This window comes from Ruegeria sp. AM7, assembly GCF_056535965.1.
In genome coordinates this window covers 637,401-660,775 of the sequence record NZ_JBQFJE010000003.1, presented here as the reverse complement: position 1 = coordinate 660,775, position 23,375 = coordinate 637,401, and the positions used below count along the sequence as shown (strand labels likewise).

Sequence of the window (23,375 nt, the reverse complement as noted above, 5' to 3'; positions counted from 1 at the left end):
CCCTAATGAGTACAGTCGGTTTCAGGCAACATGATCACACGCATTGCGTTCAGACTGCCCTTGCGCAAGCCGAGGCCAAATGCAAAGCGAAACGCTTGCAATTTACGCCTGTCAGGCGGCGCGTCCTAGAGATCCTGCTAGAAGAACATAAGGCCATGGGAGCCTATGAAATCCTTGCAGTGCTATCCACCGAAGGGATGGGGTCGCAACCGCCTGTCGCGTATCGAGCCCTAGATTTTCTGGTTCAAAACGGGTTTGTCCACCGTATCGAACAACTTAATGCATATGCTGCCTGCGCACATCCGACACACGACCATGTACCGGCCTTCCTTATATGCCGGGCTTGCAAGGCCGTCGCGGAAACAGAAACTGAACTGACTCAGGGCAGGCTGGGCGCTGCCGCGAACACTTCGGGCTTCCAGATCGAACGCGTCGTTGTCGAAGCCGAAGGTCTGTGCCCCGAATGCATAGGATTGCAGGCGTGACAAGAACTCTGATTACGCTGAAAGACCTGTCGATCCGCGCGGACGGCAGAACTATCCTTGAACATGTGAACGCAACTGTTTCAGAAGGTGAGATCGTAACGATTGTCGGGCCAAACGGATCAGGTAAGTCCACGTTACTACGCGCGATGATCGGGGCGGCTTTGCCCGCACATGGGACTGTCAAACAGGCCAAAAACCTGCGGATTGGTTATGTTCCGCAAAAGCTGGCACTGGACGCGGCTTTGCCCATGACGGTTCAACGGTTCCTCAGCCTGCCCCGCCGCGTTTCCGCACGTGACGCCATAACCGCGTTGGACCATGCGGGTGTACCTGACTTGCGAAACCGTCAGATGACCAAGCTGTCCGGCGGCCAGTTCCAGCGTGTCCTTTTGGCGCGCGCGTTGCTGGAGAAGCCGCAATTGCTTCTTCTGGACGAGGCAACCCAGGGGCTAGACCAGCCGGGTGCCGCCGCATTTTATCAACGTATAGAACAGGTTAGACACGATCTGGGATGCGCGATCGTAATGGTCAGCCACGACTTGCATGTCGTTATGGCAGCCTCAGACCGGGTGTTGTGTCTGAACGGGCATATCTGCTGCGAGGGCTCTCCGCGATCGGTTGCAGACGCACCGGAATACCGCGCCTTGTTCGGGAGTGGGACCAAGGGAACAATGGCGCTTTACCAACACCAGCATAGTCATTCACACGACCATGATCACGGCTCGACACTCTCGCAGGAAAAGGCAGACTGATGCTGGATGATTTTATGGTGCGCGCGGCCCTCGCTGGTGTCGGAGTAGCCATCGCAGCCGCTCCGCTTGGATGTTTCGTGGTTTGGCGCCGCATGGCTTACTTGGGCGAAGCAACCGCGCACGCTTCTGTGTTGGGAATTGCTCTGGCCCTCGCATTTTCCCTGCCAATTTTGCCCGCGATCATCGTTGCGGCCCTTACAATGGGACTAACCGTAACGCTGCTGAGGGGAAAAGGCTTCGCGATGGATACTCTGTTAGGAGTCATCGCCCACACCGCACTGGCGGCCGGGCTGGTGAGCGTCGCACTTCTGTCGGACGTCCGGCTTGATCTGGATGCTTTTCTATTCGGCGACATTTTGGCCGTGGCAAAAACAGACTTGCTGACGATCTGGGTCGGTGGCGCTCTTATTCTGGCCGTGATGGTTCAGAGATGGTCTGCCCTGCTGGTTTCCACACTTAATCCAGACTTGGCCTATGCGTCTGGTATTGATCCCAAACGCGAGGAACTCTGGCTGACATTGGCTATGGCCCTGGCTGTGGCCGTGGCGATCAAAGTCGTGGGTATTCTGCTGATTGCGGCGCTTCTGGTCATCCCTGCAGCGGCTGCGCGATCTTTGGTCCGAACCCCCGAAGCCATGGCTGTCTGCGCTGCGATCCTAGGCTCTTTGGCGGCGTTGGGTGGGTTGGCGGGGGCTTATATGGCCGATACGCCCGCCGGTCCCAGCATTGTCTGCGCCGCGGCCCTGGTGTTTCTGGTAACCGGGGTCAGCGGCCCCTATCTTTACCGAAACTGAAACCGCCCAAACCGCTGGTTACATATGGGAAAAACTGCTACGACGCTCAGAGAACAAAACCTATGGAGCAAACGATGATCCGCACTCTACTGATTGGGGCCGCCCTATTGACTTTGACAGCGTGTGAAACGGCAAAAGGTGTCGGGAAAGACATCGGCAAAGCTGGCGACGCGATCAGCAACACTGCAAGTGACGTACAGCAGGCTATTTAACGACCGCGGCTTGTGACCTGAAGCCGGTGATACGGCAGCGCATTCTCTATACTCGGTGACGCGATTGCCGGGGCAACCAAAAATCTGGCGAACGCGCAGCCGCACCATTTTCAGGATTTTCAACAAGTTGGGTCGGACAGCGGCTTCGTTTCGCCACACGAGGCTGCGCTGAAGGTCCGCACGGGTTAGGAAACCGATGCCGGGAACACATTCCGACATCGGACCATCCTGCCCTTATCGCGAGCGATCCAGCCACCGCCCGACCCGTCTCCTCCCTGTGGAGACCAATTTGAGAAGCGCTCCGACCCGACCGGGATTACCTACTAAGCGCTGCAGATTAACTACAGCCAGTACCCCCTACAGCCCAACCGGGCCAGAGACGCTTCAGTTCACCTGACGTTCCAGAACGGTGCTGTAGGTCGTTCCGCGACGCAGGCTACGGAAATCCGCATAGATCTTTCCTTCCTCATACCGAGCATCGATCAGCGCATTCACACCGATCTCGGGATTGGCCGAGCTTTCGACGATGCTGATCCGGGTCGGGTCATCCAGACTGATGGTCCCGGTGGCATCCAGCATCCGCCAGTCACCGCTTGGAGTGGACCGCCACTTACTGGGCCCCCAGAACACATTGTCCTGCTGCTTTTGGATATCCAGCACCCACTCGGCGTTGTTGAACCGGGGCACATCGCCGGTCGTTGTCCGGTTTGGGCCGACGGCAGTATAGCTGCCCACCCACGTGCCGCGCAGGTCCGGCGTATCGGCTGCGGCTGCGGCGACAAGGCTGAGGCTCGTGGCCAGAGCGGCTGCTCCGGCAGTCATAAATCTGGTCATGGTCTCTTCCTCCGTTTGTGTCCGGGCCGGTGCTGGCCTGCTGAACAGATTGGGAGGGCGCAGACGCGTTACAACATTTGTGAAGGAAGCTTCATGAAGGGTTTAGATTGCGGTTAATCAGGCCCAGGCCAAGGCGGTTCCGGCGACAACCAACGCAATCCCGACCCCTTCGCGCATCGAGAAGTTTTCACCGAACAAGAAGAACGAGGCGATGGCGATCAGCACAACCTCGGCCCCCAGAATGCCGGTATAGATGATGCCCAACCGCTCCTCGCGCAGCGCGGCGAGTTCCAACGTTGCGGCTGCCAGCAGAGTTGCCACGATCAGCAAGCCAAGGCCGAGGCCGGGGATTTTCCACCAGAACTTCATCGAGATCATGGCAATGGAATAGAGACCCGCCGATCCGAGGGCGATGATAGGGACCATGGACATAGGGGCCTCCTGCCGAAGTTGCCGTAGGGTCAACACTAGCATTAGGGAGAAAGCGAGACTGTGAGTTGGGTCACAGTTATCCCATCAACAGAATGGAGGGCCGCGACCGACCCGAGGGGAGGCGCAAACGCGCCGCCCGTTTTGTCGAAGGCAAACCTTTGGTTTGACGGGGGCGGGTCATGCCGGAGGCATGCTTTCAGCATGACGCGGCCCGGCGGTGCCGCCGGGCGGGTGCGTTCCGCGCAAAGTAAATTGCAACCGCGCATCACTCTGTGTTTTCAAGCAAAGAAAAACCTACTATTGGCACAATTTCGTTTATCGTTCTGCAAACAGAAAAATGTGAGGGCACAATGAAGGAACTATATACCATCGGATATGAAGGTTCCTCAGTCGAGAACCTTATCGAAACGCTTGTCGCATTGCAGATAAAGGTTCTGGCAGACGTTCGTGAGTTGCCGATTTCGAGAAAAAAAGGGCTTTCGAAGAACAAGCTTGCAGAACGTTTGGGTGAAGTAGGCATTAAATACATACACTTCAGAGCATTGGGAGACCCCAAGGAAGGTCGTGAGGCAGCCAAATCCGGTAACTTTACTAAATTCGAATCCATTTTTCTTAACCATTTTGAAACTCAAAATGCGCAAGATGCATTCAGTGAGCTTCTCATGATTGCTGCCGACGAAAAAACTTGCATGATGTGCTTTGAAAGATGCGCAACCCATTGCCATCGCTCCTACATTGCGGATGCGGCTGCATGTGAAAACTTTGAAATATTTAATTTAGTCGCAGACAAACCAGAGCAGTATCAACAAGATGGAATTCAAATCCCGCGTTACCATCCTCGTCAAAGCCTCGCCGCAGCCGAGTAAGAAACACTCAGAAACAGTTTGCTGTGCGGGTTTGCGCGAAGATGGGACTTGGAAGAGGCTTTTTCCCATTCGCTTTAGGCGCCTAGCTGGCAGTCAAGCTTTTTCGCGGTGGGACATCGTGGATTTTACCTATAGCCCTCCAAGAGATGACAATCGGACCGAGAGTTGCAGGGTGCACGAAGAAAGCATCAAAATTGTAGGCAAGTGCAAACGATCAGAAGAAAAATCTAGTCTCATTGAAAGAGCTATTCAGCCTTCGGAAAAGTCGGCGATTGAGCGCGGCCATTCGTTAGCTCTCGTTCGGCCAACCGATGTTTCGCTATCTTGGGAGCGCCTATCCAAATCTGAAATTGAAGCTGACCGGCAGAAGTTTGCAGATCAAGCTAAGCAGCTATCGCTTTTAGAAGAAGAGCTTGCGTCCTACGAACCTTGCCCTTTCAAGTTTAAGCTTCGGTACAAAGATGCCGATGGTGAACATACCAAGACCTGTGCAGATTGGGAGACATCAGCCGCATATTTTAGCCTTCGCCACTTTTACTCTGAACTCGAAGTTCTCCAGCATCTACAACGAACCTATTGCGAAGAATATGTCGGCACCGGATTGGTGTTGGCGCTTGGGAACATGAAGAGACGCCCCCAAACGTGGCAACTTCTTGGAGTGTTTCCAGTTAAGGAACTAATTCAAAAAGACCTGTTTGACCTCTGAACACTCTCGCGGTCGGACAGCCCTAACTATCCATCTTCAACGCAGAGATGAATGCCTCCTGCGGGATATCCACCTTCCCGAACTGGCGCATCTTTTTCTTCCCCGCCTTCTGCTTGTCCAGCAGTTTGCGTTTCCGCGTGGCGTCGCCTCCGTAGCATTTGGCGGTCACGTCCTTGCGCAGCGCCGAAAGGGTCTCGCGGGCGATGACCTTGCCTCCGATGGCGGCCTGGATCGGGATTTTGAACATATGGCGCGGGATCAGGTCTTTGAGCTTTTCGCACATCGCCCGGCCCCGCATCTCGGCCCGGTCGCGGTGAACCATGGTTGACAGGGCGTCAACGGGTTCGTCATTCACCAGCACCGACATCTTGACCAGATTGTCCTCGGTATAGCCGGTCATCTGATAGTCGAACGAGGCATAGCCCTTGGTCACCGATTTCAGGCGGTCGTAGAAGTCAAAGACGACCTCGTTCAGCGGCAGGTCATAGACGACCATCGCGCGGCTACCTGCATAAGTCAGGTCCAGCTGAATGCCGCGGCGGTCCTGACACAGTTTCAGCACGTCGCCAAGGTATTCGTCCGGTACCAGAATGGTCGCCTTGATGCGCGGTTCCTCGATATGGTCGACCTTCGAGGGGTCGGGCATGTCGGCGGGGTTGTGCAGCTCGATCATTTCGCCGTCTTTCATGTAGACGTGATAGATCACCGACGGCGCAGTGGTGATGAGCTCGATATCATATTCGCGTTCGATGCGGTCGCGGATGACCTCAAGGTGCAAAAGGCCAAGGAAGCCGCAGCGGAAGCCAAAACCAAGTGCCGCCGAGGTTTCCATTTCAAACGAGAACGAGGCGTCGTTCAGCGCCAGTTTGTCGATCGCATCGCGCAGGTCTTCGAATTCGGAACTGTCGACGGGGAAGAGGCCACAAAACACCACCGGCTGCGCGGGTTTGAACCCGTCCAGCGCGTCTTCGGTGCCGTTGCGGTCATTGGTGATCGTGTCACCGACGCGGGTGTCGCGGACCTGTTTGATGGACGCCGTGAGAAAGCCGATTTCACCGGGGCCGAGCGAGTCCACCATCTCCATCTCGGGGCGGAAGACGCCGACGCGGTCGACATGGTGCAGGGTGTTGTTCGACATGAACTTGACACGCATCCCCTTTTTCAGCGTGCCGTCCATGATGCGGACCAGAACGATGACGCCCAGATAGGCGTCGTACCAAGAATCCACCAACATCGCCTTGAGCGGCGCGTCCAGATTGCCCTGCGGTGCGGGCAGTTGCTGTACGATAGCCTCGAGCGTCTCGTGGATGCCCTGCCCCGTCTTGGCGCTGACCTGAATGGCGTCGGTGGCGTCGATGCCGATCACATCCTCGATCTGTTCGGCCACGCGGTCACAGTCGGACGCGGGCAAGTCGATCTTGTTCAGCACCGGCACGATTTCGTGGTCGGCGTCGATGGCCTGATAGACGTTGGCCAGCGTCTGCGCCTCGACCCCTTGGGTCGAGTCCACGACCAGCAGCGACCCCTCGACCGCGCGCATGGACCGGCTGACCTCATAGGCAAAGTCCACGTGGCCGGGGGTGTCGATCAGGTTCAGCACATATGCCTCGCCATTCTCGGCGGTATAGTCGATGCGGACCGTGTTGGCCTTGATGGTGATGCCGCGCTCACGCTCGATATCCATGCTGTCGAGCAGCTGTTCCTTCATGTCGCGATCCTTGACCGTTCCGGTCTCTTGGATGAGCCGGTCAGCAAGGGTGGATTTGCCATGGTCGATATGCGCGACGATGGAGAAATTGCGGATATGAGCGAGGTCTGTCATGGGTTGGGGATATGTAGAGATTTTAGGGTTTGGTCAATGGATGAAAGTACACAGGGGGTGAACCCGTCAAGCGGATGCTGAATAAGTATTACTATAGGTGAGACACGGTCTCCGCATGAGAACGTAAACAGACTAAGTGGCTCTTTTCTTCGCCCGCGCGACAGCTTGACGGGAAATACAAGGCATGCATTCTGCCATAAGGTGATTTTGAGCGTTACGCTCACAAGCTAATTGGCCGATTGGCACAACCAAGGAAACGAAGATTTTGCTGCAAAGAATACCTAGCTTTATTGTTCGCATGGCGGCTATTTCCGTTGTGGGGCTAGCTGTTTTCTGGACCCTCCTCACTCAAAACCAGCGGGCAGAACAGACGCAAACTGCTAGCGCCTTTGAGCCGTGCATCAACCGCAAGCAGGACCCCAACCTGATAATTGATATTTGTTCGCGCATGATTGCCGAGGGCGTGAAGTCTTCAGATCTGCTCGCCACCCTTCATGTACGTCGGGGGTACGCACTGTACAGGTTGGACAAGTCTGGAGAAGCACTCATCGACTTTGATCGGGCTATCGAATTGAACCCCGAAGACTTTGAAGCATGGCAGGGCAAAAGCTTTGCCCTCGATGGGCTGGATGAAGACTTGGCTGCATTGGAAGCAGCCGAACAATCCTTGGCTCTAGCGCCGACCATGAGATACAGTGTGAACCGTAAATTCCGTCTGCTCACTAAGCTTAAACGATTTGAAGAAGCGGATGAGTATTATTCACAACTCATGGTTCAGTACCCGGCATTAAACGATTCCAGAAGGTACTGGATGCCGCAAGAGCTGGGGAGAATGAGGCTTGCTCTCGGCCACGCTGAAGCTGCGGCGGAGGTTTTGCGAATTGCAGTGTTGAGCAAGCCTAGTGATCAGAAAAGTCGAGAGTTGTTCTTTCGCGCGTGTATAGAGCTTGGCCCTGACTGCCCTAGACTTTTCCCAAACACTGACGCGGTCGTTTTAGAAAGAGACTGCGATGCAACAGTCAGCCAATTGGAAGCGAGGTTTCCTGAATTCTGGGAAACCGTCCGTTCGGATCCCCCTAAAGGCGATGCGGCCATTGAAAAGCAGACCAACAAGGCACGAATGACGCTGATAGAGACCGCGTACATCACTTATGCGGTCGGCCTCCAAATGGGGAAGGAAGGGGAAACCCCAGAGGAGAACTTTCTTTTGTTCGAAGAGGTGCTGTCTTGCGTTGAAACAGGCAACCTTTTCAGCCTCACGGAAACCGACGGACTTTCCCAAGACGCTGAGGCCTATTTTGGCGGTATTGTCCGGAAGAATATGATCGATATGGCCAATTACATGCAGACGAAAGCGGAATAATTGATACATCACAGGTGTTCTGTCGGTGCGCAATCACATTTTCGCCCCCCCGATTGATCCCGAATCCAGTTTGATTCATACTCTGTCAAAAGCCGAGAGGGGCGCAAGATCCCTCCGGGCAGGCAAAAACGAGGCATGAGCATGAAAAAGTTCTTCCTAATCGCATTCTGTGCTGCGTCCGTGGCAAGCTCTCCGTTGGCGGTTGAGGCCGCGCAAATCAAGCGGGCGTGTCTGGCGTCGGACCGGTCGGCAGCGACGCGGGATCGGTGCACCTGCATTCAGCGCGTGGCCGATCAGGCGCTGACGCGCAGCGACCAGAAGACCGTCTCGAAATGGTTCGCTGACCCACATCAGGCGCAAGAGCTGAAGATGTCGCGCACCGCGCGGGACGATGCGCTTTGGGATCGGTATCAGAATTTCGGCCAGATGGCGCAGGCGATCTGTAGCTAAACACCTCAGCATCCTTGACCTGACCCGTCCTGCGCCCCAGAAAAGGCGCAGCGAAAGGGATGTGCGATGGTGATGAAAGGGCTGACTTTGCGGGGCCTTGAAGTGTTCGAGGCCTTGGCGCGCACCGGTTCGGTGGCGCAGGCGGCCGAGATCACCGGGCTCAGCCAGCCATCGGTCAGCCAGCAATTGCGTAATCTGGAAAATGCGTTGGGCACCGAACTGGTCGACCACGGACGCCGCCCAATGCGGCTGACCCAGGCCGGGCGCAGCTTTCTGGCACGTGCCGAGACCGTTTTGGCCGAATTGCAAATTGCTCAGAGTGAGTTGACCGTGATGGACCTTGGCCATCTGACCACCCTGTCCATCGGTTTGATCGACGATTTCGACAATGACCTGACGCCCCGCCTGGCGACATTGCTGGCCGACAGCCTGACGCGTTCGAAATTCAAGCTGATCACCCTGCCCAGTCTTGACCTGTTCGCCGACCTAGAAGCCCAGCGCCTGCACATGGCCGTATCAGCCCATTCGGGTGAAGTGCTTGAAGGCGTTGCTGAATACCCTCTGGTGCAGGATCCGTTCATTCTGGTGACCCCTAAAGGAGCGCAGGATGCAGTGCAGACCCTACCCTTTCTGCGTTATGCCCGTGAACAGCTTATCAGCCGCCAGATCGAGGCACATCTGGCTCGCCAGAAATTAGAGTTCGAGGAACGGTTCGAGATCGGTTCGCACCTCGCTTTGATGGCGATGGTCGCGCGCGGCCTTGGCTGGGCCATCACCACGCCCTTAGGGTTCATGCGCGCCGCCCGGTTCCACGACGGGCTTGAGGCGCACCCTGCCCCATTTGGGGACTTTTCTCGAATGATCTCGCTGTTCACCCGCACCGACTGGTCCGATCAGGTTCCGCAAGAGGTGGCCGATATGATGCGCCGATTGATGCGCAGCCAGATCGTGGACCCGGCCTTGACGCAACTGCCTTGGCTGGACGGTCGGCTTAAGGTGATGCCCTAACCACGCAGATGAGCGGCGAGGCCTTCCACAGCGGCCTCGATCAAGTCCAAAGCTCCGTCAAAATCACGGGTGTAATAGGGGTCGGGCACATGGTCCGCGCCGGTTTCCGGGACAAAATCGGTCAGCAAGCGGACCGGAGTGTCGCTGCCCTCGGGGCGCAGATCCTCGATATTGGCGATGTTGTCGGCATCCATGCCAAGGATCAAATCAAACCGGTTGAAATCCTCGGCCAAGAACTGCCGGGCGCGCAAATCGCCCAGTGCTACCCCCCGTGCCATTGCTGCCTTCTGCATCGGCCCATAGGGCGGGTCGCCGACATGCCAGCCCGAGGTCCCCGCGCTGTCAGTCGCATAATGTGGTGCACGGGCGCGAAACACGCCCTCGGCAGCGGGTGAACGGCAGATATTGCCCAAACAGACAAACAGGATACGGTGGCTCATGCACCAAGGTGTAACGTGTGAGGTAGGAATGGAAAAGATTGTCATCCTGACCGGAGCCGGAATCTCGGCCGAAAGCGGGTTGGGCACATTTCGGGACGAAGGCGGGCTTTGGTCTCAGCATCGGATAGAAGATGTCGCCACCCCCGAAGGGTTTGCCCGCGACCCGGCCTTAGTACAGGGGTTTTACAATGCGCGCCGTATTCAGGCGGCGAACGCGCAACCCAATCCGGCCCATCAAGCGCTGGCTCGCCTTCAGCGCGACTGGCCCGGTGATGTTGTGATCGTGACCCAAAACGTAGATAGCCTGCACGAAGCCGGCGGGGCCAAAAACGTTCTTCATATGCACGGAACCCTTGCAGGGGCGCTTTGCGCCGCGTGCGACCACCGCTGGGTTGCCCCCCCGGAGATGTCCGTGGGTGAATCCTGTCCCGCATGTGCCGCACCGTCCGCCAGACCCGACGTAGTTTGGTTCGGAGAGATGCCTTATCACATGGAAACCATCTACGATCACCTTTCCGAGGCTGCGATCTTTGCTTCGATCGGCACTTCTGGGCAGGTCTATCCGGCCGCCGCTTTCGTGCACGAGGCTGCCAAAGCTGGTGCACGGACCGTCGAATTAAACCTTGAACCCTCGGATGGCGCGTCCAGCTTTGAAACGGTCATTCTCGGCCCGGCGTCGGAGACAGTGCCACGCTGGGTCGACGACCTGCTGGGGCAACAATAGACGCCAGATACAAAAGAGATTTATTGTATACTGAACCCGCGACCACAACCGGAGGCCCACATGACCGACCCTCATACGCCGCACGAAGAAATCCTTGATAGCCACAGCCTGGACGGTCGCGAAGCGATGGGAGAGCAGCTGGCCAATCTGTGGTGGACTTTTTTGTTGCGCGGCATTCTCGCCGGTGCGTTGGGGGTTGCAGCGTTGTTCTGGCCGACGGGCAGCATTTCGCTTCTGTTGCGTCTATTCGGTCTGCTACTGGTGCTTGACGGCAGCGTCACCCTGTTTGGGTTCGGCCGACGCGGCCTGATCGGAGGGTTCGGAATAGGCGCTTTGCTTATTGGGCTGGTCCTTCTGATCTGGCCCGAGGGCGTGGCGCGACTGACCTTCTTCCTTTTGGGTGCATGGGCCCTGATTGTTGGCGTCGGTTCGCTGGCGGCGTGGCGACAAATACCGGATCAGCATCCAGATTCGGCAACCTTTCGCAATTCAGGGATCGTTGCGTTGCTGATTGGGCTGGTTCTGATGTTCTGGCCAGGCAGCGGAATGGTGGCACTGGGCTGGGCCATTGCGTTTTCGGCGCTGGCCTTCTCGGGGGTCATGATCTTCCTCGCATTGCGTTTCAAATCCGCCCGCGACCGCGTTTCGATGCGCGTCGTCAACCGCTAGACTCGACGCAAGCAGGCCGGGCTCAGCCCGGCCTGACGCGTGGATGACCGCCGCAAAGCGGCGCGAAGACGCGCGTAGCCTCAGTGCGAATGCGACCCGTGCCCACCAGCGTCGTGACGCTTCAGATCAACCGGAATGTCAACCTCGACCTCGCCTGCCTTTTCGAAGATCAAAGTGACAGGGACAGTGGATCCTTCTTCGAAAGGCGCCGTCAGCCCCATGAACATGACGTGGTCCCCTCCGCGTTTCAGCGCACGAGCTTCACCCGCCGGGATCACGAACCCTTCCTCGACATGGATCATCTTGGCAACGCCGTTGGCATCAACCTCATGCGTGTGCAGTTCAACCCGCGCTGCAGCCTCAGATTCAACGGCGATCAACCGGTCATCTGCGTCACCGGTGTTTTCGATCATCATGAACGCCGCACCGGCTTTGGCAGTCTTGCCGGAGGAACGCGCATAAGCGTCTTCGACTGCAATCGAATCCTGTGCCACCGCAGCGGTTGCAATGGTGGCGGCGGCCAGAGTGGCCAATAGTTTGAATGAAAAGCGCATCTGGCTTCTCCTGCTTTAAGTGTCTGAGAATAAGTTGATTGTCAGAACACGACAGGAGGAGCCCGCGCAGGGTGATGTGGAATTGGTGCCGCAATCAGGTTGCGGCGTGTCCGTGCGGGTTGAACCTGATCGGGCTTTGGCGCTTCGGGCACGCGGGACGAAACATCAAGGACCGCCCCAAGCAACGTCATCGCATAGTCCGGACAGAAATGCGGAGGCTGCGTGGGTTGTCCATCCGCATCCGTATAGACGACCACAGGGCCGTCTCCGGTGCACAAGACCATCTGCCCAACGGCAGTTTCCATGCCCCTAGACGCGGCTACTCCTTGCCCGGTGAGCAAGACAAGCAGCGACAACACAAAAGGCAACGTCTTATGCAGAACAGCTTTCATTTCGCCTTTGATATAGGCCGGACGTTAAGAGGGCTTCAAGCGCAATCGAATATGCTTGAAGCCCGTGGGTCAGGAGGAAAGTATCAACCGTCCCGCTCGGTACGCTTGACAGACCCTTTGGTCAGGCTTGTATGCAACCTGTTCACCTGACGTTGCATCCGAAAACATGTCCCAAAGGTTTTGCCGAAAAAAGCGGCCAACAGGGAGAAAGATTCGAGAGATTTGAAAGACATGAGAATGATCTCCGTCGGATGAATATGCTTAAACATAACTTCATTCAGAGCGGAGGTATGTGAACAAAATCACTCCATATCCACGGATTGTCACCAAATCGCGCTTTTTGACTTTGATGCAATAGAAAAGGCCCTGCGCCATCATGGGTACAGGGCCGAATATTTAACATGTGAAAAAGGCTTAGGCCGAGGCTTGTGCCTTGGCGATTTCCTTTTTCACTTTCAGCGCGTTAGCCGACAGTTCGTCGTCCTTGGCTTTGGCCAGGAACGCGTCCAGACCACCGCGGTGGTCGACCGAGCGCAGAGCAGCCGCCGAGATGCGCAGCTTTACGCCACGACCCAAGGTTTCCGACTGCAGGGTAACGTCGTTCAGGTTCGGCAGGAAACGACGACGAGTTCTGTTTTTGGCGTGGCTGACATTGTTGCCAGTCATCGGGCCTTTTCCGGTCAGTTCGCAACGGCGCGACATGGTTTCTTCCTTCGTTTCTGGAGGCCCGGCATAACACCTCGGCCAAATCACAAGGGGCGCAACCCGAAGTCGCGCCCGAAAACTGGTTGGATGCGTGTAGTGGGAATCGCCGGAAGGGTCAAGACGGATCGCGCGGATTCTTTACGCCATCTTCGTTTGTTCATCCAGCAGGTCCCGCTTGCGACCACAAAAGCGGTTTAGCGTTTTTACGATGGCGTTCCAACAACCGGGCTTGCTGCCGTGCCTCAGGTATCAATCTGGCGGTTTCTCGCGTGGGAAGACCCTTGGCCAAGTCCGGGAAAATCTCGAAAATCTCACGCCGCGCATTGGGGTCCAACGCCCGCAACGCCTCAACACCGGTGAAAAGGCTTTCAGTCGGCGCTCCTCCGGCAAAAACAACTTGATGCTCATCAAACAGCAGGTGGAAATACTCTACCTCATCCACGTTCTCGTCAACGTAAATGCCGGGCGTATCAACAAGTCTGATTGCGGCAACAAGAACTTCGGGCGCACCAAACATCCGCTGCGCGATCCGGGACCGCACTAGCATTCGATGCTGTCGCGATACCAAAAGGTCTTCGTGCGGCAGGCCATCACCAAGCGCCCCTGCTGATATACGAACTGGTCGCAGACGAGGGTTGGCCTGTAAATCTGCCTTGAAAATGCTGCGTCGCCCAATCCATCTCAGCGCTTGCACGCCTTGTCCCAGGGTCAGAACTTCGTCCCCAACCCTCAGCGTCTGGATGCAACGGTCACCTTTGGTCGTCAAAATCTTGGTGTCTCGAGTAAAGCACGGCACGCCCGACCCGTTTTCGAAAGCACTGTATGTGACGGTTGCGCCCGACGGCAGCGTGAACGTGCCGCTGGACACCGAATAGGCAACCCCGGCCTCAACCGTGAACGTACCGAATGTGGCGTCGTTAACGACCGTGCCTTCCGGTAGGTTCAGCGTGTCTGTACCGCTTCCGCCGACGACGTCATCGCTGACGGTCGTACTGCTGAAATTGAGCGTGTCATTACCCGCCCCAAGCCTGATAGAGCCTACATTAGACCCGCTGACTGTTATCGTATCGGAATTTGCGCCGCCCGACACTCGTCCCACCACAGTACTATTGGAAATGACGATGTTGTCGTTACCCGTATTTCCAACCACGTTGTCGGAAATCGTGCTGTCCGTGACCGTGATATCGTCATCGCCGCCTCGACCGCGAATGTTATCAATAGGAGACCCTTGAGGAGTGCCGTTCAGCGTCCCGCTGTCGTTTGTGACGTCAATATCATCGCCACTGTTGGTCCCATTGATACGAGGCATAGTCTCAGGTCCTGCGATTTATACGATCAGGATACCATCTTTAGGCGCACTCGACAGCCCCCCGCACGCAGTGCGGGAAACTCGGTTTAACATAACGCAATTCTTGTCTTCAGGAGTATCCCTGGCCCGGCATCAGGTTCGATAACAGTGTTTCTGCCGCCACTGACGGGCTTAGTCCCTCTTCTCGAACCGCGTTGCCCAGCCGTTCCATCTCGGCGCGGGCCTGTGGGGTCGCAAGCCGCGACAAGAGCGCATTGCGCACTTCCTGTTCAAACCAGAACTGCGCCTGCTCCGCTCGGTTCGTGGACCAATACCCGCTTTCCTTGCGCCAATTTGTTAAAGAGCGCATTTCGTCCCAGGATTGCTCAAGCCCATGCTCTTCAACCGCAGAGACCGTCATGGCCTTCGGGAAACCTTCAGGGTCCTGCGGGCGCTTTCTCAGCAAACGCAGCGCTCCGGCATAGTCGGCACAGGTCCGTGTGGCCGTTGCCTTGAGATCTCCATCCGCCTTGTTGACAAGGATGATGTCGGCCATCTCCATAATACCGCGCTTGACCCCTTGCAGCTCGTCCCCACCTGCAGGGGCCAGCAGCAAAAGAAACAGGTCTGACATCTCGGACACCACGGTTTCCGACTGCCCTACCCCAACTGTTTCAATCAAAACCACGTCAAACCCAGCTGCTTCGCACAGGGCGATGGCTTCGCGCGTTCGACGCGCAACACCGCCCAAATGGCTTTGGCTGGGGGAAGGTCGGATAAAGGCGGCAGGTTCCCGGCTTAGGCGCTCCATCCGGGTCTTGTCGCCCAAAATCGAGCCCCCAGAACGGGTCGAACTGGGATCGACGGCCAGAACCGCCACGCGCAATCCTTGACCGATCAGCATCATGCCAAAGCTCTCGATGAACGTGGATTTACCGACGCCCGGCGTACCTGACAGCCCAATCCGCAATGCTTGTCTCCCTGCGCCTGCGAGACGCGCCAGTAATTCGCTGGCCTGCGCTCGATGATCGGCACGGCCGCTTTCTACCAAGGTTATTGCACGAGCCAGCGCGCGCCGATCCCCGTTTAAAATCCTGTCACTCAGGCTGTCTATTTCCATTTTAACCCCGATCTTTTGCGGCACGACTACTTGCCGTCGCTGAAGCCGATTTGTCCAGACCGGACTGCGCCGGAGTCCGTCTGGATGTAAGCAGGTCGTCACCTGCAAACCACAGAACTGGACGCCGCCCGATGCTTGGCGGATAAAGCCCGCATGACTCGCCTGCCCATTGAAGACGCCATCCCCGATCTGCTGGACGCCCTAAGAGCTTCGGGGCGCGCCGTGCTGCAAGCGCCTCCGGGTGCGGGCAAAACGACTCGTGTGCCTTTAGCAATGCTCGAGGCGGGCCTGTGCGCTGACAAGATCGTGATGCTGGAACCCCGTCGGCTGGCTGCCCGTGCCGCAGCGGAGCGCATGGCCGAAACGCGGGGCGAACGCGTGGGGGAGACTGTCGGCTACCGGGTGCGTGGCGAGGCAAAAGTTTCCAAATCCACCCGGATCGAGGTTGTGACCGAAGGCATTCTGACCCGGATGCTGCAATCCGACCCCGACCTGCCCGGCGTCAGCGCAGTGATCTTTGATGAATTCCACGAACGGTCCTTGAATGCCGATCTAGGGCTGGCGCTTTGCCTCGAAGTGATGGGCGCGCTGCGCGACGACCTGATCCTGCTGGCAATGTCCGCGACGTTGGACGCTGAACCGGTCGGACATTTGATGGGCGCTCCGCTAGTGACGTCTGCAGGCCGCAGTTTTCCGGTCGAGACACGCTGGCTGGACCGCCCGCTTGGTCCGCAAGCACGGCGGGTGGACGCGTTGGTCGATCTGGTGGTTCAGGCCGAGCGTGAAACGGCAGGTGGGATGCTTGTGTTCCTGCCCGGGGAAGGTGAAATACGCCGCGCCGAGACCGCTTTGGCCGGACGCTTGCCTAACGGATGCACGCTGCGCCCCTTGTTCGGCGCAATGCCCTTTGCAGCACAACGCAAGGCCATAGCTCCGATTGAGGACGGGCGTAAGATCGTTCTTGCCACGTCGATTGCCGAGACCTCTCTAACCATTCCAGATATTCGTGTTGTGGTCGATATGGGGCAGGCGCGACGCGCGCGGTTTGATCCGGGCTCGGGGATGTCCAGGTTGGTAACCGAACGCGTCACACGTGCCGAGGCCACCCAGCGCGCAGGCCGCGCGGGGCGCGTGGCAGAAGGGGTCTGCTATCGCCTTTGGTCCAAAGGGGAAGAGGGCGCGCTTGCCGCCTATCCCCCAGCCGAGATCGAAGCCGCCGACCTAACTGGTTTGGCGCTGGAGCTTGCGCTTTGGGGGGCTGAACCGAACGACCTCGCCTTTCTGACCCCTCCGCCCGAAGGCACCATGGCCGAAGCCCGCAGCTTGTTGACCATGTTGGGCGCTTTGGACGGTAAGGGGCGGATCACCGCTCACGGACGCGCCCTATCGGCCCTGCCCCTGCATCCCCGGCTAGGCCACATGCTAGAGCGTGCCGGGCCGGACGCATCCTCTCTGGCCGCGCTGATTGCCGAACGAGACCCGCTGCGCGGCGCGCCGACCGATATGTTGCTGCGGCTTGAAGCGCTGCGCGATCTGCGCGCTTTTCAACGCAATCGCATCTGGCAAGTGAATTCGGGAGCGATTGACCGCATAAAGGCCGAAGCCAAGCGGCTGCGTCGAAATGGAAAGCCATCTGATCTGAGCCCCGCAGCCATGGCTGCGCTGGCCTACCCCGACCGTATCGGCCAGCGTCGCAAGGGTGACGATCCGCGATATGTTTTGTCTGGCGGAAAAGGTGTGGTGTTGGACAGTGCCGACACTTTGGCAGCAAGCCCTTATCTGGTTGTCACAGACACCGACGGCAACCCACGTGAGGCGCGTGTTCGCATGGCCGCGCAAATATCCGAGCGCGAAATTCGCGATCTGTTTGCGGATCAGATCGACTGGGTAGATAGCTGCGTCTGGTCCAAACGGGACCGCCGCGTTGTTGCGCGTCAGCAAGAGCGGTTGGGTGCCATAACTCTGGACGACCGCATTTGGAAGGACGTGCCCGAAGACATCGTGGCAGAGGCGATGCTGGACGGAGTGCGCGATCTGGGTCTGCGGTTGAACGGCGCATCGGCGCGTCTGGCCGCGCGGGTCGAATTGGTCAGGGCCGAGGGCGTTGACCTGCCCGATTTCTCGCCTGACGGGCTGGCCGCGTCGTTAGAGGACTGGTTGCTGCCGATGCTCTCCGGCGTGCGATCGGCTGACGACTGGAAAAAGTTCGACCTGCTACCTGCATTGCGCGCCCGGTTGGATTGGAACCAGACACAGGAGCTGGACCGACGCGCGCCCGGATCATTCGAAACACCTTTGGGTCGGAAAGTGCCGATTGACTACGGCGGTGCGGCCCCCGAAATCTCGGTCCGGTTGCAAGAACTGTTCGGAGTAACCCGCCATCCGATGGTGGGCGGCGAGCCCCTCAAGATCACTCTGCTGTCCCCTGCCCAGCGCCCAATCCAGATCACACGGGACTTACCGGGGTTCTGGGCCGGCTCGTACGAAGACGTTCGCAAGGATATGCGCGCCCAGTATCCAAAACACCCGTGGCCAGAGGATCCAACCCAAGCTGATCCGACACTGCGCGCAAAACGCCGACGTTGATCCGCTGATGACAGTCTGATCATTTTCCGGGCACAAAGACCGCCAACACCTATCAAACCTTCACCCCTTCATTGAACATATACCATTTCGTTGTTATGTGCTGCTCTGAGGAGGCGCCCTGACCACAGGGCGTAAGAGCATGACAAAATGGCTGCACAATATTTGGGAAGAGGTCGCAAGACCTCTGATCCTGCGCCCGCGCAGGGTGCAATTTGCCGCGTTGTGCACTCGGAATACAAACGAGGGCGTGCAGGTTCTGCTGATTACAAGCCGCGATACCGGACGTTGGATCATACCAAAAGGTTGGCCGATTGACGGGCTCAATGGTGCGCAGACCGCAAGACAGGAAGCCTGGGAAGAAGCCGGGGTAAGGGCGCGAACCGTTCAGGAAAAACCCGTCGGGCAATTTGCATATGAGAAAGTCCTCAAGGATGGCTCGGCACAACCCGTTCTGACGACGGTTTTCCGCATCGAGGTTCAGGACCTGGCCGAAGACTTCCCAGAAAAAGATCAGCGCACACGCGAGTGGGTATCGCCCACGACCGCAGCCAAGAGGGTGCACGAGCCCGAGTTGCGTGACTTGCTGAGGCAATTGTAACAATTAAGCGACAAATTGATGACAACGGTGTTGTCCCTGAACCGGAAACCGGATAGCGGCATGCGTCGATCCGATTTTCGGTATGAAACACTATGTCAGACCAAAGCTCAAAAACCCGATGGCAGACGCTGGACAGCGATCTGAATCGTATCTCGCGCGTTGAAACCGCAAATGTCCACGTGGCACGCCCCATGCTGGCACCGGGGATTGCGTTGGCCTTTATTGCCCTTGCCGGTTTGTCGGCGGCAGTTCTGTTTGGCCAGGCAGATGGTGGACTAATCGTTATCGCAGCAGCCGCGTTCGGCGCTTATATGGCAATCAACATCGGCGCCAATGACGTGGCCAACAACATGGGCCCAGCCGTCGGCGCTAATGCGCTGTCCATGGGTGGCGCCATTGTTATCGCAGCAATTGCCGAAAGCGCGGGGGCATTGCTTGCCGGAGGAGACGTGGTTTCCACGATTTCCAAAGGCATCATCGACCCGGCCTCGGTTCAGACAAGCAACGTGTTTATCTGGGCTATGATGGCTGCGCTGATATCTTCTGCGATGTGGGTGAACCTTGCCACTTGGGTTGGCGCTCCGGTTTCGACCACACATTCGGTCGTTGGTGGGGTTATGGGCGCAGGTATTGCCGCAGCCGGTCTAAGCGCCGTCAACTGGGCAACCATGAGCGCCATCGCGGCAAGCTGGGTCATCTCTCCGGTATTGGGTGGGGTGATTGCTGCGGGTTTCCTTGCGTTGATCAAGGCCAAAATTCAATATCAGGATGACAAGATCGCTGCTGCACGGCGATGGGTTCCCATTCTGGTCGGCGTCATGGCCGGAGCATTCGCGACATATTTGGCCGTTAAAGGGCTGAAGCGGATCGTGAAAGTCGATCTGGAAATCGCACTGCTGGTTGGGCTGCTGTCGGGAATTTTGGCGTGGTCGGCAACTATTCCATGGGTGCGCCGCAAATCCGAAGGGCTGGAAAACCGGACCAAATCACTGAAATCCTTGTTCGGTTTGCCGCTGGTCATCTCGGCTACATTCCTGAGCTTCGCCCACGGCGCCAACGATGTCGCCAACGCAGTCGGCCCCTTGGCCGCAATCGTGCACGCGGCCGAGTTCGGTGACTTTGCCTCGAAAGTTGCGATTCCGGCATGGGTTATGGTGATTGGGGCCTTCGGGATATCTTTCGGCCTGTTCCTGTTCGGCCCCAAGCTGATCCGCATGGTTGGCAGCCAGATCACCAAACTGAACCCGATGCGTGCCTTTTGCGTGGCCCTATCGGCTGCGATTACCGTGATCGTGGCAAGCTGGCTGGGTCTGCCCGTCAGTTCGACACATATCGCTGTTGGCGCCGTGTTCGGCGTTGGTTTTTATCGTGAATGGCATTCAGATCGCCGTTGGAAAGCCTCGAACCAGCAGCGACCGCCCCAGCGTCGTTTGGCGCGAGAAGAGCATAAACGGCGCAAACTGGTGCGGCGTTCGCATTTCATGACCATTATCGCGGCATGGGTTGTTACGGTTCCGGCTGCTGCAGCTATGTCAGCCGTGATCTTCTGGATGCTGACAGCCTTTCAATAAAGTAATGCTCAACCCCTGATTTGCCGTGGGGTCATCGACGTTGTGGGTCGACCTTCGATAAGGTCGCGAACCTTCTGGCAAATCGGCGCAGCCCGGCCCTGGACAGCTGCGAGGCGAATGATCTCACCTTGCAGGCTGTCAATCTCGGTTGGTCTGCCGTCCATCAGATCATAGGCCATGGATGTGCGCGCCGAAGGGTCAATCGTCAACATCCGGGCGGCTATTCGACTAAACAGCGGGGTCGGCAGGCGCAGGATGTAAGGCGTCATCCAAGCTGGCAGCGGCGTGGTCGAGGCCACGGAAAGACCTGCTGATTTCAGCACCGCCTGGGCTTCGGCCATCTGATCGGCCATCAGCTTGCGCCATTCCCGATCCAAAAGCTGGTCCTTCAACGTCAGTCCCGACAAGGCATTCAGCGCATTATTGAGGTTGATCAGCAACTTGCCCCATTGCACCGCCTCGATCTGATCGCTTTCAACAACTGGCAGGTTCGGACTGCTCAGCTTTTGCCCCAGCGCGCCGGCACCACTCTCGATCACAATCTCTCCCGAAGTCGCCCGGTGGAAACTGCCGGGGTCGGTCGGGACCACATTGAACGGAACCATCCCGGCCCGCACATCCCGCCCCGGCAGGGCCGCGCGCAAAGTCCGGGTGTTTTCCATCCCATTCTGCCATGACAATATTGGCGCTGACGACGGTGCGTATCGCGCGATCAATTCAGCCATCTCGGCCGTCGCCGGGGTTTTGACAGTCACGATGACGGCTTCGGCATCTGCAAGGCAGGCTGGAACCTCGGAGAGGGTCAGGTCCGAGACATGTTGCTGCAGACCCGAGAAATCGGTGACCGTCAGACCTCGGTCCTTGATCGGGGCAAAGATGCGCGCACGTCCAAGCAGTGTGACATCGTGGCCGCCCTGAGACAGCAAAGCCCCGCAATAACACCCGATACTGCCCGCGCCAGCGATCACGATTTTCATGGCGACCCTCCCCTTTCGGTAAAGATCGCCGGGATCGGAGTCGTGGACAAGACCCCCTGACGCCTCGTCAGCGCGCAAGCCTTGGGCGGGTGCGTTCCAGCTCGACCGAGATCGGAATGTACTCTTGATCATCGCCGGGCGGCAGGTGGAACGCCCCGTTCGCCCAATCTGCCGTTTTCCATTCCCGTGTCGCGACCTCGATCTTTTCTTTCGAGGACGACACGAAGTTCCACCAGATGTAACGATCCTCGTTCAGCGTTGCGCCCCCCAGCAGCATCAGGCGCGCCCCTGCCGGCCCGGCCTTCACAGACAACCGGTCGCCGGGGCGGAACACCATCATGCGGCCCGCATCAAATGTATCGCCTGCGATCTCGACCGCGCCTTGGGTGACATAGACCCCTCGGTCCTCATGATAATCTGGCAAGGGAAACGACGCGCCCGGATCAAGCTGCACATCCAGATAAAACGTTTCGGACAGCATCGTCACAGGGCTGGTCTCGCCATAGGCCGAACCCAGAATCAAGCGGGCGGACACGCCGTGATCCTGGATATGGGGCAGCGCGCCTTGCTTGTGATGTTCAAAATCCGGGGCCATATCCTCGTGTTGTTCAGGCAAGGCGATCCAGGTCTGGATGCCGAACAGGCTGTGACGTGTACCGCGAGTCTGGTCGCTTGTCCGCTCGGAATGGGTCACGCCGCGCCCGGCCACCATCCAGTTGACCTCACCGGGATAGATCATCTGATGGGTGCCCAGACTGTCGCGATGTTCAAATTCGCCCTGATACAGATAGGTCACGGTGCCCAAACCGATATGAGGGTGCGGACGTACATCGATGCCGCCATCGGTTATGAACTCAGCCGGGCCCATCTGATCAAAGAATATGAACGGCCCCACAAGCTGCCGCTTGACCGAGGGCAAAGCCCGGCGCACCTCGAACCCGCCCAGATCACGCGCGCGAGGAATGATCAACGTCTCAAGAGAGGTGTTTTCGGACAGGCATTCGGGGCTGTGGGTCGGATTCCAACTCATGGCTATGCTCCTGCGATCTGTGTTTCGTGCATTTTTGCAATGTATGACACATTAACCGGCAATAATATCAACATATACGCACACCACCAGTGCGCTGGCCCCCAACCCAGTTGATGAGATCAGCTAACCTGACGAGGCCACAACTGCGGAAAAAACGGCCCCGCGATGCGATCACCCTCGCGATATCCTGCGGCCTCGAACTGTGCGCGTTCGCCTTTGGCCCAGTCCCCACGATACCGGATCACCCCGTCCGGTGCCGTCATTCGCAAAGTAAACCGCCGAACCGTCTGGGTTGGTGTGACCGAGGACAGCCCGCCATGCAGGGTTCGCATGTCAAAAAAGATACAATCCCCAAGCGCCATATCCCATTGCAACAGCTCAAAAGCATCTGGGTCCGCGTTTACGTCGGGCGGTGGATGGTATGTACGTCCAGCAACTTCGGTCGGTTCATAACTTGGGTGGCCGTCAGCAAAACGAACGCGCATGAACAGTTTGTCCCATAAATGCGAGCCTTTGACGAAGGCAATACCGTTTTCCTTGGTGACGGGTTCAAGCGGCAGCCACAAAACGCACATTGTCCCTTCGAAATCGAAATAGGACAAATCCTGATGAAACGGTGGGCGCGAGGTGGATCCCGCCTCTCGCAGGAACCAGTTGTCCATGACCAGATTGATCGCTTCGGCGTCCAAAAGCTGTGCAGCAAGCGACGCACAGGGCGAGTTATGGACGAAATCCCGGAATTGAGGAATCTTGTTCCAAGCCCAGTAATCCTCGAAATACGCGGGCGCGCGCAGGTCTTTGGTATGACGGGCAAAATTGTCGGTCGGGTTGGCCAGATCGGCATCGATCCCGGCGCGCAAAAGATCAAGCCAATTGGTCGAGAACTTGGATCTAAGAACAACTGCCCCATCGCGCTGAAAAGCGGCAATTTCGTCTGGGGTGATGCGATCTGTTTGGGTCATGTGGCGGGTCTCATGGGCAACAACGTCCTGTAGGT

General features: G+C 57.6%; 26 protein-coding genes. 14 read left to right on the top strand and 12 right to left on the bottom strand.

Translation table 11 applies throughout. From position 1 onward, the window contains the following. Positions 1-5 precede the first annotated feature (5 nt). The 4 genes from ACR3EG_RS06975 (at position 6) to ACR3EG_RS06960 (ending at position 2,243) form a co-directional block, all read left to right on the top strand. Positions 6-485, top strand: coding sequence for a Fur family transcriptional regulator (locus tag ACR3EG_RS06975; RefSeq protein ID WP_480494447.1), 480 nt, complete (start codon positions 6-8; stop codon positions 483-485). Next, on the top strand, positions 482-1,237 hold the full coding sequence (locus tag ACR3EG_RS06970) for an ATP-binding cassette domain-containing protein (protein ID WP_480494445.1): 756 nt from the start codon (positions 482-484) through the stop codon (positions 1,235-1,237). Before ACR3EG_RS06975 ends, ACR3EG_RS06970 begins: the two co-directional genes overlap by 4 nt. Beyond that, a complete protein-coding gene (locus ACR3EG_RS06965; RefSeq protein WP_209194129.1) occupies positions 1,237-2,031 on the top strand; it encodes a metal ABC transporter permease in 795 nt (264 codons plus the stop codon). Before ACR3EG_RS06970 ends, ACR3EG_RS06965 begins: the two co-directional genes overlap by 1 nt. 74 nt (positions 2,032-2,105) lie before the next feature. Then, positions 2,106-2,243 (top strand): entericidin A/B family lipoprotein, encoded by a 138-nt coding sequence (locus ACR3EG_RS06960; protein WP_209194128.1) that lies wholly within the window; start codon positions 2,106-2,108, stop codon positions 2,241-2,243. Between the two features lie 384 nt (positions 2,244-2,627). Here ACR3EG_RS06960 and ACR3EG_RS06955 read toward each other — a convergent pair whose 3' ends face one another. Both ACR3EG_RS06955 and ACR3EG_RS06950 read right to left on the bottom strand, forming a co-directional pair. Continuing rightward, a complete protein-coding gene (locus ACR3EG_RS06955; protein WP_480494443.1) occupies positions 2,628-3,077 on the bottom strand; it encodes a hypothetical protein in 450 nt (149 codons plus the stop codon). A 117-nt stretch (positions 3,078-3,194) separates the two neighbouring features. After that, positions 3,195-3,509: a hypothetical protein gene (locus ACR3EG_RS06950; RefSeq protein ID WP_480494441.1), complete on the bottom strand. Its 315-nt coding sequence runs from the start codon at positions 3,507-3,509 to the stop codon at positions 3,195-3,197. A 272-nt stretch (positions 3,510-3,781) separates the two neighbouring features. Between ACR3EG_RS06950 and ACR3EG_RS06945 the strand changes: the two genes are divergently transcribed. Together ACR3EG_RS06945 and ACR3EG_RS06940 are read left to right on the top strand one after the other, a co-directional pair. Beyond that, positions 3,782-4,375, top strand: coding sequence for a DUF488 domain-containing protein (locus ACR3EG_RS06945; protein ID WP_480598579.1), 594 nt, complete (start codon positions 3,782-3,784; stop codon positions 4,373-4,375). A 118-nt stretch (positions 4,376-4,493) separates the two neighbouring features. Continuing rightward, positions 4,494-5,081 (top strand): hypothetical protein, encoded by a 588-nt coding sequence (locus tag ACR3EG_RS06940; RefSeq protein WP_480494439.1) that lies wholly within the window; start codon positions 4,494-4,496, stop codon positions 5,079-5,081. A gap of 22 nt (positions 5,082-5,103) precedes the next feature. Here the strand turns inward: ACR3EG_RS06940 and lepA are convergent, their stop codons facing one another. Further along, positions 5,104-6,903 carry a translation elongation factor 4 gene (gene lepA / locus ACR3EG_RS06935; RefSeq protein ID WP_480494437.1) on the bottom strand — a complete coding sequence of 600 codons (1,800 nt, stop codon included), beginning with the start codon at positions 6,901-6,903 and terminating at the stop codon, positions 5,104-5,106. Between the two features lie 298 nt (positions 6,904-7,201). Between lepA and ACR3EG_RS06930 the strand changes: the two genes are divergently transcribed. The 3 genes from ACR3EG_RS06930 (at position 7,202) to ACR3EG_RS06920 (ending at position 9,724) form a co-directional block, all read left to right on the top strand. Continuing rightward, a complete protein-coding gene (locus ACR3EG_RS06930) occupies positions 7,202-8,266 on the top strand; it encodes a tetratricopeptide repeat protein (RefSeq protein ID WP_480494435.1) in 1,065 nt (354 codons plus the stop codon). A 141-nt stretch (positions 8,267-8,407) separates the two neighbouring features. Continuing rightward, on the top strand, positions 8,408-8,716 hold the full coding sequence (locus tag ACR3EG_RS06925; RefSeq protein WP_480494433.1) for a hypothetical protein: 309 nt from the start codon (positions 8,408-8,410) through the stop codon (positions 8,714-8,716). Between the two features lie 66 nt (positions 8,717-8,782). Then, the gene (locus ACR3EG_RS06920) at positions 8,783-9,724 is read left to right on the top strand and encodes a LysR family transcriptional regulator (RefSeq protein ID WP_480494431.1); all 942 of its coding nucleotides are present in this window, start codon (positions 8,783-8,785) and stop codon (positions 9,722-9,724) included. On the opposite strand, the gene ACR3EG_RS06915 is transcribed toward ACR3EG_RS06920, so the two are convergent. Next, entirely contained in the window at positions 9,721-10,164 is a 444-nt protein-coding gene (locus ACR3EG_RS06915) for a low molecular weight protein-tyrosine-phosphatase (protein WP_480494429.1), read from the bottom strand. The two genes, ACR3EG_RS06920 and ACR3EG_RS06915, sit on opposite strands and share 4 nt — an antisense overlap. Positions 10,165-10,192: 28 nt before the next feature. Here ACR3EG_RS06915 and ACR3EG_RS06910 point away from each other — a divergent pair, with 28 nt between their 5' ends. Both ACR3EG_RS06910 and ACR3EG_RS06905 read left to right on the top strand, forming a co-directional pair. After that, entirely contained in the window at positions 10,193-10,888 is a 696-nt protein-coding gene (locus ACR3EG_RS06910) for an NAD-dependent deacylase (RefSeq protein WP_480494427.1), read from the top strand. A gap of 60 nt (positions 10,889-10,948) precedes the next feature. Then, positions 10,949-11,557 (top strand): HdeD family acid-resistance protein, encoded by a 609-nt coding sequence (locus tag ACR3EG_RS06905; protein WP_480494425.1) that lies wholly within the window; start codon positions 10,949-10,951, stop codon positions 11,555-11,557. A gap of 80 nt (positions 11,558-11,637) precedes the next feature. Here the strand turns inward: ACR3EG_RS06905 and ACR3EG_RS06900 are convergent, their stop codons facing one another. The 5 genes from ACR3EG_RS06900 to meaB form a co-directional block, all read right to left on the bottom strand. Further along, positions 11,638-12,111: a copper chaperone PCu(A)C gene (locus ACR3EG_RS06900; RefSeq protein ID WP_170355002.1), complete on the bottom strand. Its 474-nt coding sequence runs from the start codon at positions 12,109-12,111 to the stop codon at positions 11,638-11,640. Positions 12,112-12,152: 41 nt separating this feature from the next. Next, the gene (locus ACR3EG_RS06895) at positions 12,153-12,416 is read right to left on the bottom strand and encodes a hypothetical protein (RefSeq protein ID WP_234900781.1); all 264 of its coding nucleotides are present in this window, start codon (positions 12,414-12,416) and stop codon (positions 12,153-12,155) included. A 501-nt stretch (positions 12,417-12,917) separates the two neighbouring features. Then, positions 12,918-13,205, bottom strand: a complete 288-nt coding sequence (rpmB, locus tag ACR3EG_RS06890) for a 50S ribosomal protein L28 (protein WP_008756960.1) — start codon at positions 13,203-13,205, stop codon at positions 12,918-12,920. Positions 13,206-13,365: 160 nt separating this feature from the next. Further along, on the bottom strand, positions 13,366-14,517 hold the full coding sequence (locus ACR3EG_RS06885) for a Hint domain-containing protein (RefSeq protein ID WP_480494423.1): 1,152 nt from the start codon (positions 14,515-14,517) through the stop codon (positions 13,366-13,368). Positions 14,518-14,626: 109 nt separating this feature from the next. Further along, positions 14,627-15,616 (bottom strand): methylmalonyl Co-A mutase-associated GTPase MeaB, encoded by a 990-nt coding sequence (gene meaB / locus ACR3EG_RS06880; protein WP_480494421.1) that lies wholly within the window; start codon positions 15,614-15,616, stop codon positions 14,627-14,629. Between the two features lie 153 nt (positions 15,617-15,769). On the opposite strand from meaB, the gene hrpB reads away from it, so the two are divergent. The 3 genes from hrpB to ACR3EG_RS06865 all read left to right on the top strand — a co-directional run bounded on the left by hrpB (position 15,770) and on the right by ACR3EG_RS06865 (position 20,371). Then, a complete protein-coding gene (gene hrpB / locus ACR3EG_RS06875; protein WP_480494419.1) occupies positions 15,770-18,202 on the top strand; it encodes an ATP-dependent helicase HrpB in 2,433 nt (810 codons plus the stop codon). A 139-nt stretch (positions 18,203-18,341) separates the two neighbouring features. Continuing rightward, positions 18,342-18,800, top strand: a complete 459-nt coding sequence (locus ACR3EG_RS06870) for an NUDIX hydrolase (protein WP_170753857.1) — start codon at positions 18,342-18,344, stop codon at positions 18,798-18,800. A gap of 92 nt (positions 18,801-18,892) precedes the next feature. Then, positions 18,893-20,371 (top strand): inorganic phosphate transporter, encoded by a 1,479-nt coding sequence (locus tag ACR3EG_RS06865; RefSeq protein ID WP_480494417.1) that lies wholly within the window; start codon positions 18,893-18,895, stop codon positions 20,369-20,371. An 8-nt stretch (positions 20,372-20,379) separates the two neighbouring features. Here the strand turns inward: ACR3EG_RS06865 and ACR3EG_RS06860 are convergent, their stop codons facing one another. The 3 genes from ACR3EG_RS06860 to ACR3EG_RS06850 all read right to left on the bottom strand — a co-directional run bounded on the left by ACR3EG_RS06860 (position 20,380) and on the right by ACR3EG_RS06850 (position 23,340). After that, complete coding sequence (locus ACR3EG_RS06860) at positions 20,380-21,348, bottom strand: 2-dehydropantoate 2-reductase (RefSeq protein ID WP_480494415.1); 969 nt, start codon at positions 21,346-21,348, stop codon at positions 20,380-20,382. Positions 21,349-21,415: 67 nt separating this feature from the next. Then, entirely contained in the window at positions 21,416-22,378 is a 963-nt protein-coding gene (locus ACR3EG_RS06855; protein WP_480494413.1) for a pirin family protein, read from the bottom strand. A gap of 119 nt (positions 22,379-22,497) precedes the next feature. Continuing rightward, the gene (locus ACR3EG_RS06850; RefSeq protein WP_480494411.1) at positions 22,498-23,340 is read right to left on the bottom strand and encodes a phytanoyl-CoA dioxygenase family protein; all 843 of its coding nucleotides are present in this window, start codon (positions 23,338-23,340) and stop codon (positions 22,498-22,500) included. Positions 23,341-23,375 lie beyond the last annotated feature (35 nt).

Bases quoted from the DNA above. Each gene is read 5' to 3' on its own strand.
- lepA (WP_480494437.1), bottom strand. From the start codon at position 6,903: ATGACAGACCTCGCTCATATCCGCAATTTCTCCATCGTCGCGCATATC.
- meaB (WP_480494421.1), bottom strand. From the start codon at position 15,616: ATGGAAATAGACAGCCTGAGTGACAGGATTTTAAACGGGGATCGGCGC.
- rpmB (WP_008756960.1), bottom strand. From the start codon at position 13,205: ATGTCGCGCCGTTGCGAACTGACCGGAAAAGGCCCGATGACTGGCAAC.
- ACR3EG_RS06860 (WP_480494415.1), bottom strand. From the start codon at position 21,348: ATGAAAATCGTGATCGCTGGCGCGGGCAGTATCGGGTGTTATTGCGGG.
- ACR3EG_RS06905 (WP_480494425.1), top strand. From the start codon at position 10,949: ATGACCGACCCTCATACGCCGCACGAAGAAATCCTTGATAGCCACAGC.
- ACR3EG_RS06950 (WP_480494441.1), bottom strand. From the start codon at position 3,509: ATGTCCATGGTCCCTATCATCGCCCTCGGATCGGCGGGTCTCTATTCC.
- ACR3EG_RS06955 (WP_480494443.1), bottom strand. From the start codon at position 3,077: ATGACCAGATTTATGACTGCCGGAGCAGCCGCTCTGGCCACGAGCCTC.
- ACR3EG_RS06965 (WP_209194129.1), top strand. From the start codon at position 1,237: ATGCTGGATGATTTTATGGTGCGCGCGGCCCTCGCTGGTGTCGGAGTA.
- hrpB (WP_480494419.1), top strand. From the start codon at position 15,770: ATGACTCGCCTGCCCATTGAAGACGCCATCCCCGATCTGCTGGACGCC.
- ACR3EG_RS06870 (WP_170753857.1), top strand. From the start codon at position 18,342: ATGACAAAATGGCTGCACAATATTTGGGAAGAGGTCGCAAGACCTCTG.
- ACR3EG_RS06865 (WP_480494417.1), top strand. From the start codon at position 18,893: ATGTCAGACCAAAGCTCAAAAACCCGATGGCAGACGCTGGACAGCGAT.
- ACR3EG_RS06910 (WP_480494427.1), top strand. From the start codon at position 10,193: ATGGAAAAGATTGTCATCCTGACCGGAGCCGGAATCTCGGCCGAAAGC.
- ACR3EG_RS06850 (WP_480494411.1), bottom strand. From the start codon at position 23,340: ATGACCCAAACAGATCGCATCACCCCAGACGAAATTGCCGCTTTTCAG.
- ACR3EG_RS06920 (WP_480494431.1), top strand. From the start codon at position 8,783: ATGGTGATGAAAGGGCTGACTTTGCGGGGCCTTGAAGTGTTCGAGGCC.
- ACR3EG_RS06885 (WP_480494423.1), bottom strand. From the start codon at position 14,517: ATGCCTCGTATCAATGGGACCAACAGTGGCGATGATATTGACGTCACA.
- ACR3EG_RS06925 (WP_480494433.1), top strand. From the start codon at position 8,408: ATGAAAAAGTTCTTCCTAATCGCATTCTGTGCTGCGTCCGTGGCAAGC.
- ACR3EG_RS06915 (WP_480494429.1), bottom strand. From the start codon at position 10,164: ATGAGCCACCGTATCCTGTTTGTCTGTTTGGGCAATATCTGCCGTTCA.
- ACR3EG_RS06895 (WP_234900781.1), bottom strand. From the start codon at position 12,416: ATGGAAACTGCCGTTGGGCAGATGGTCTTGTGCACCGGAGACGGCCCT.
- ACR3EG_RS06900 (WP_170355002.1), bottom strand. From the start codon at position 12,111: ATGCGCTTTTCATTCAAACTATTGGCCACTCTGGCCGCCGCCACCATT.
- ACR3EG_RS06930 (WP_480494435.1), top strand. From the start codon at position 7,202: ATGGCGGCTATTTCCGTTGTGGGGCTAGCTGTTTTCTGGACCCTCCTC.
- ACR3EG_RS06975 (WP_480494447.1), top strand. From the start codon at position 6: ATGAGTACAGTCGGTTTCAGGCAACATGATCACACGCATTGCGTTCAG.
- ACR3EG_RS06855 (WP_480494413.1), bottom strand. From the start codon at position 22,378: ATGAGTTGGAATCCGACCCACAGCCCCGAATGCCTGTCCGAAAACACC.
- ACR3EG_RS06960 (WP_209194128.1), top strand. From the start codon at position 2,106: ATGATCCGCACTCTACTGATTGGGGCCGCCCTATTGACTTTGACAGCG.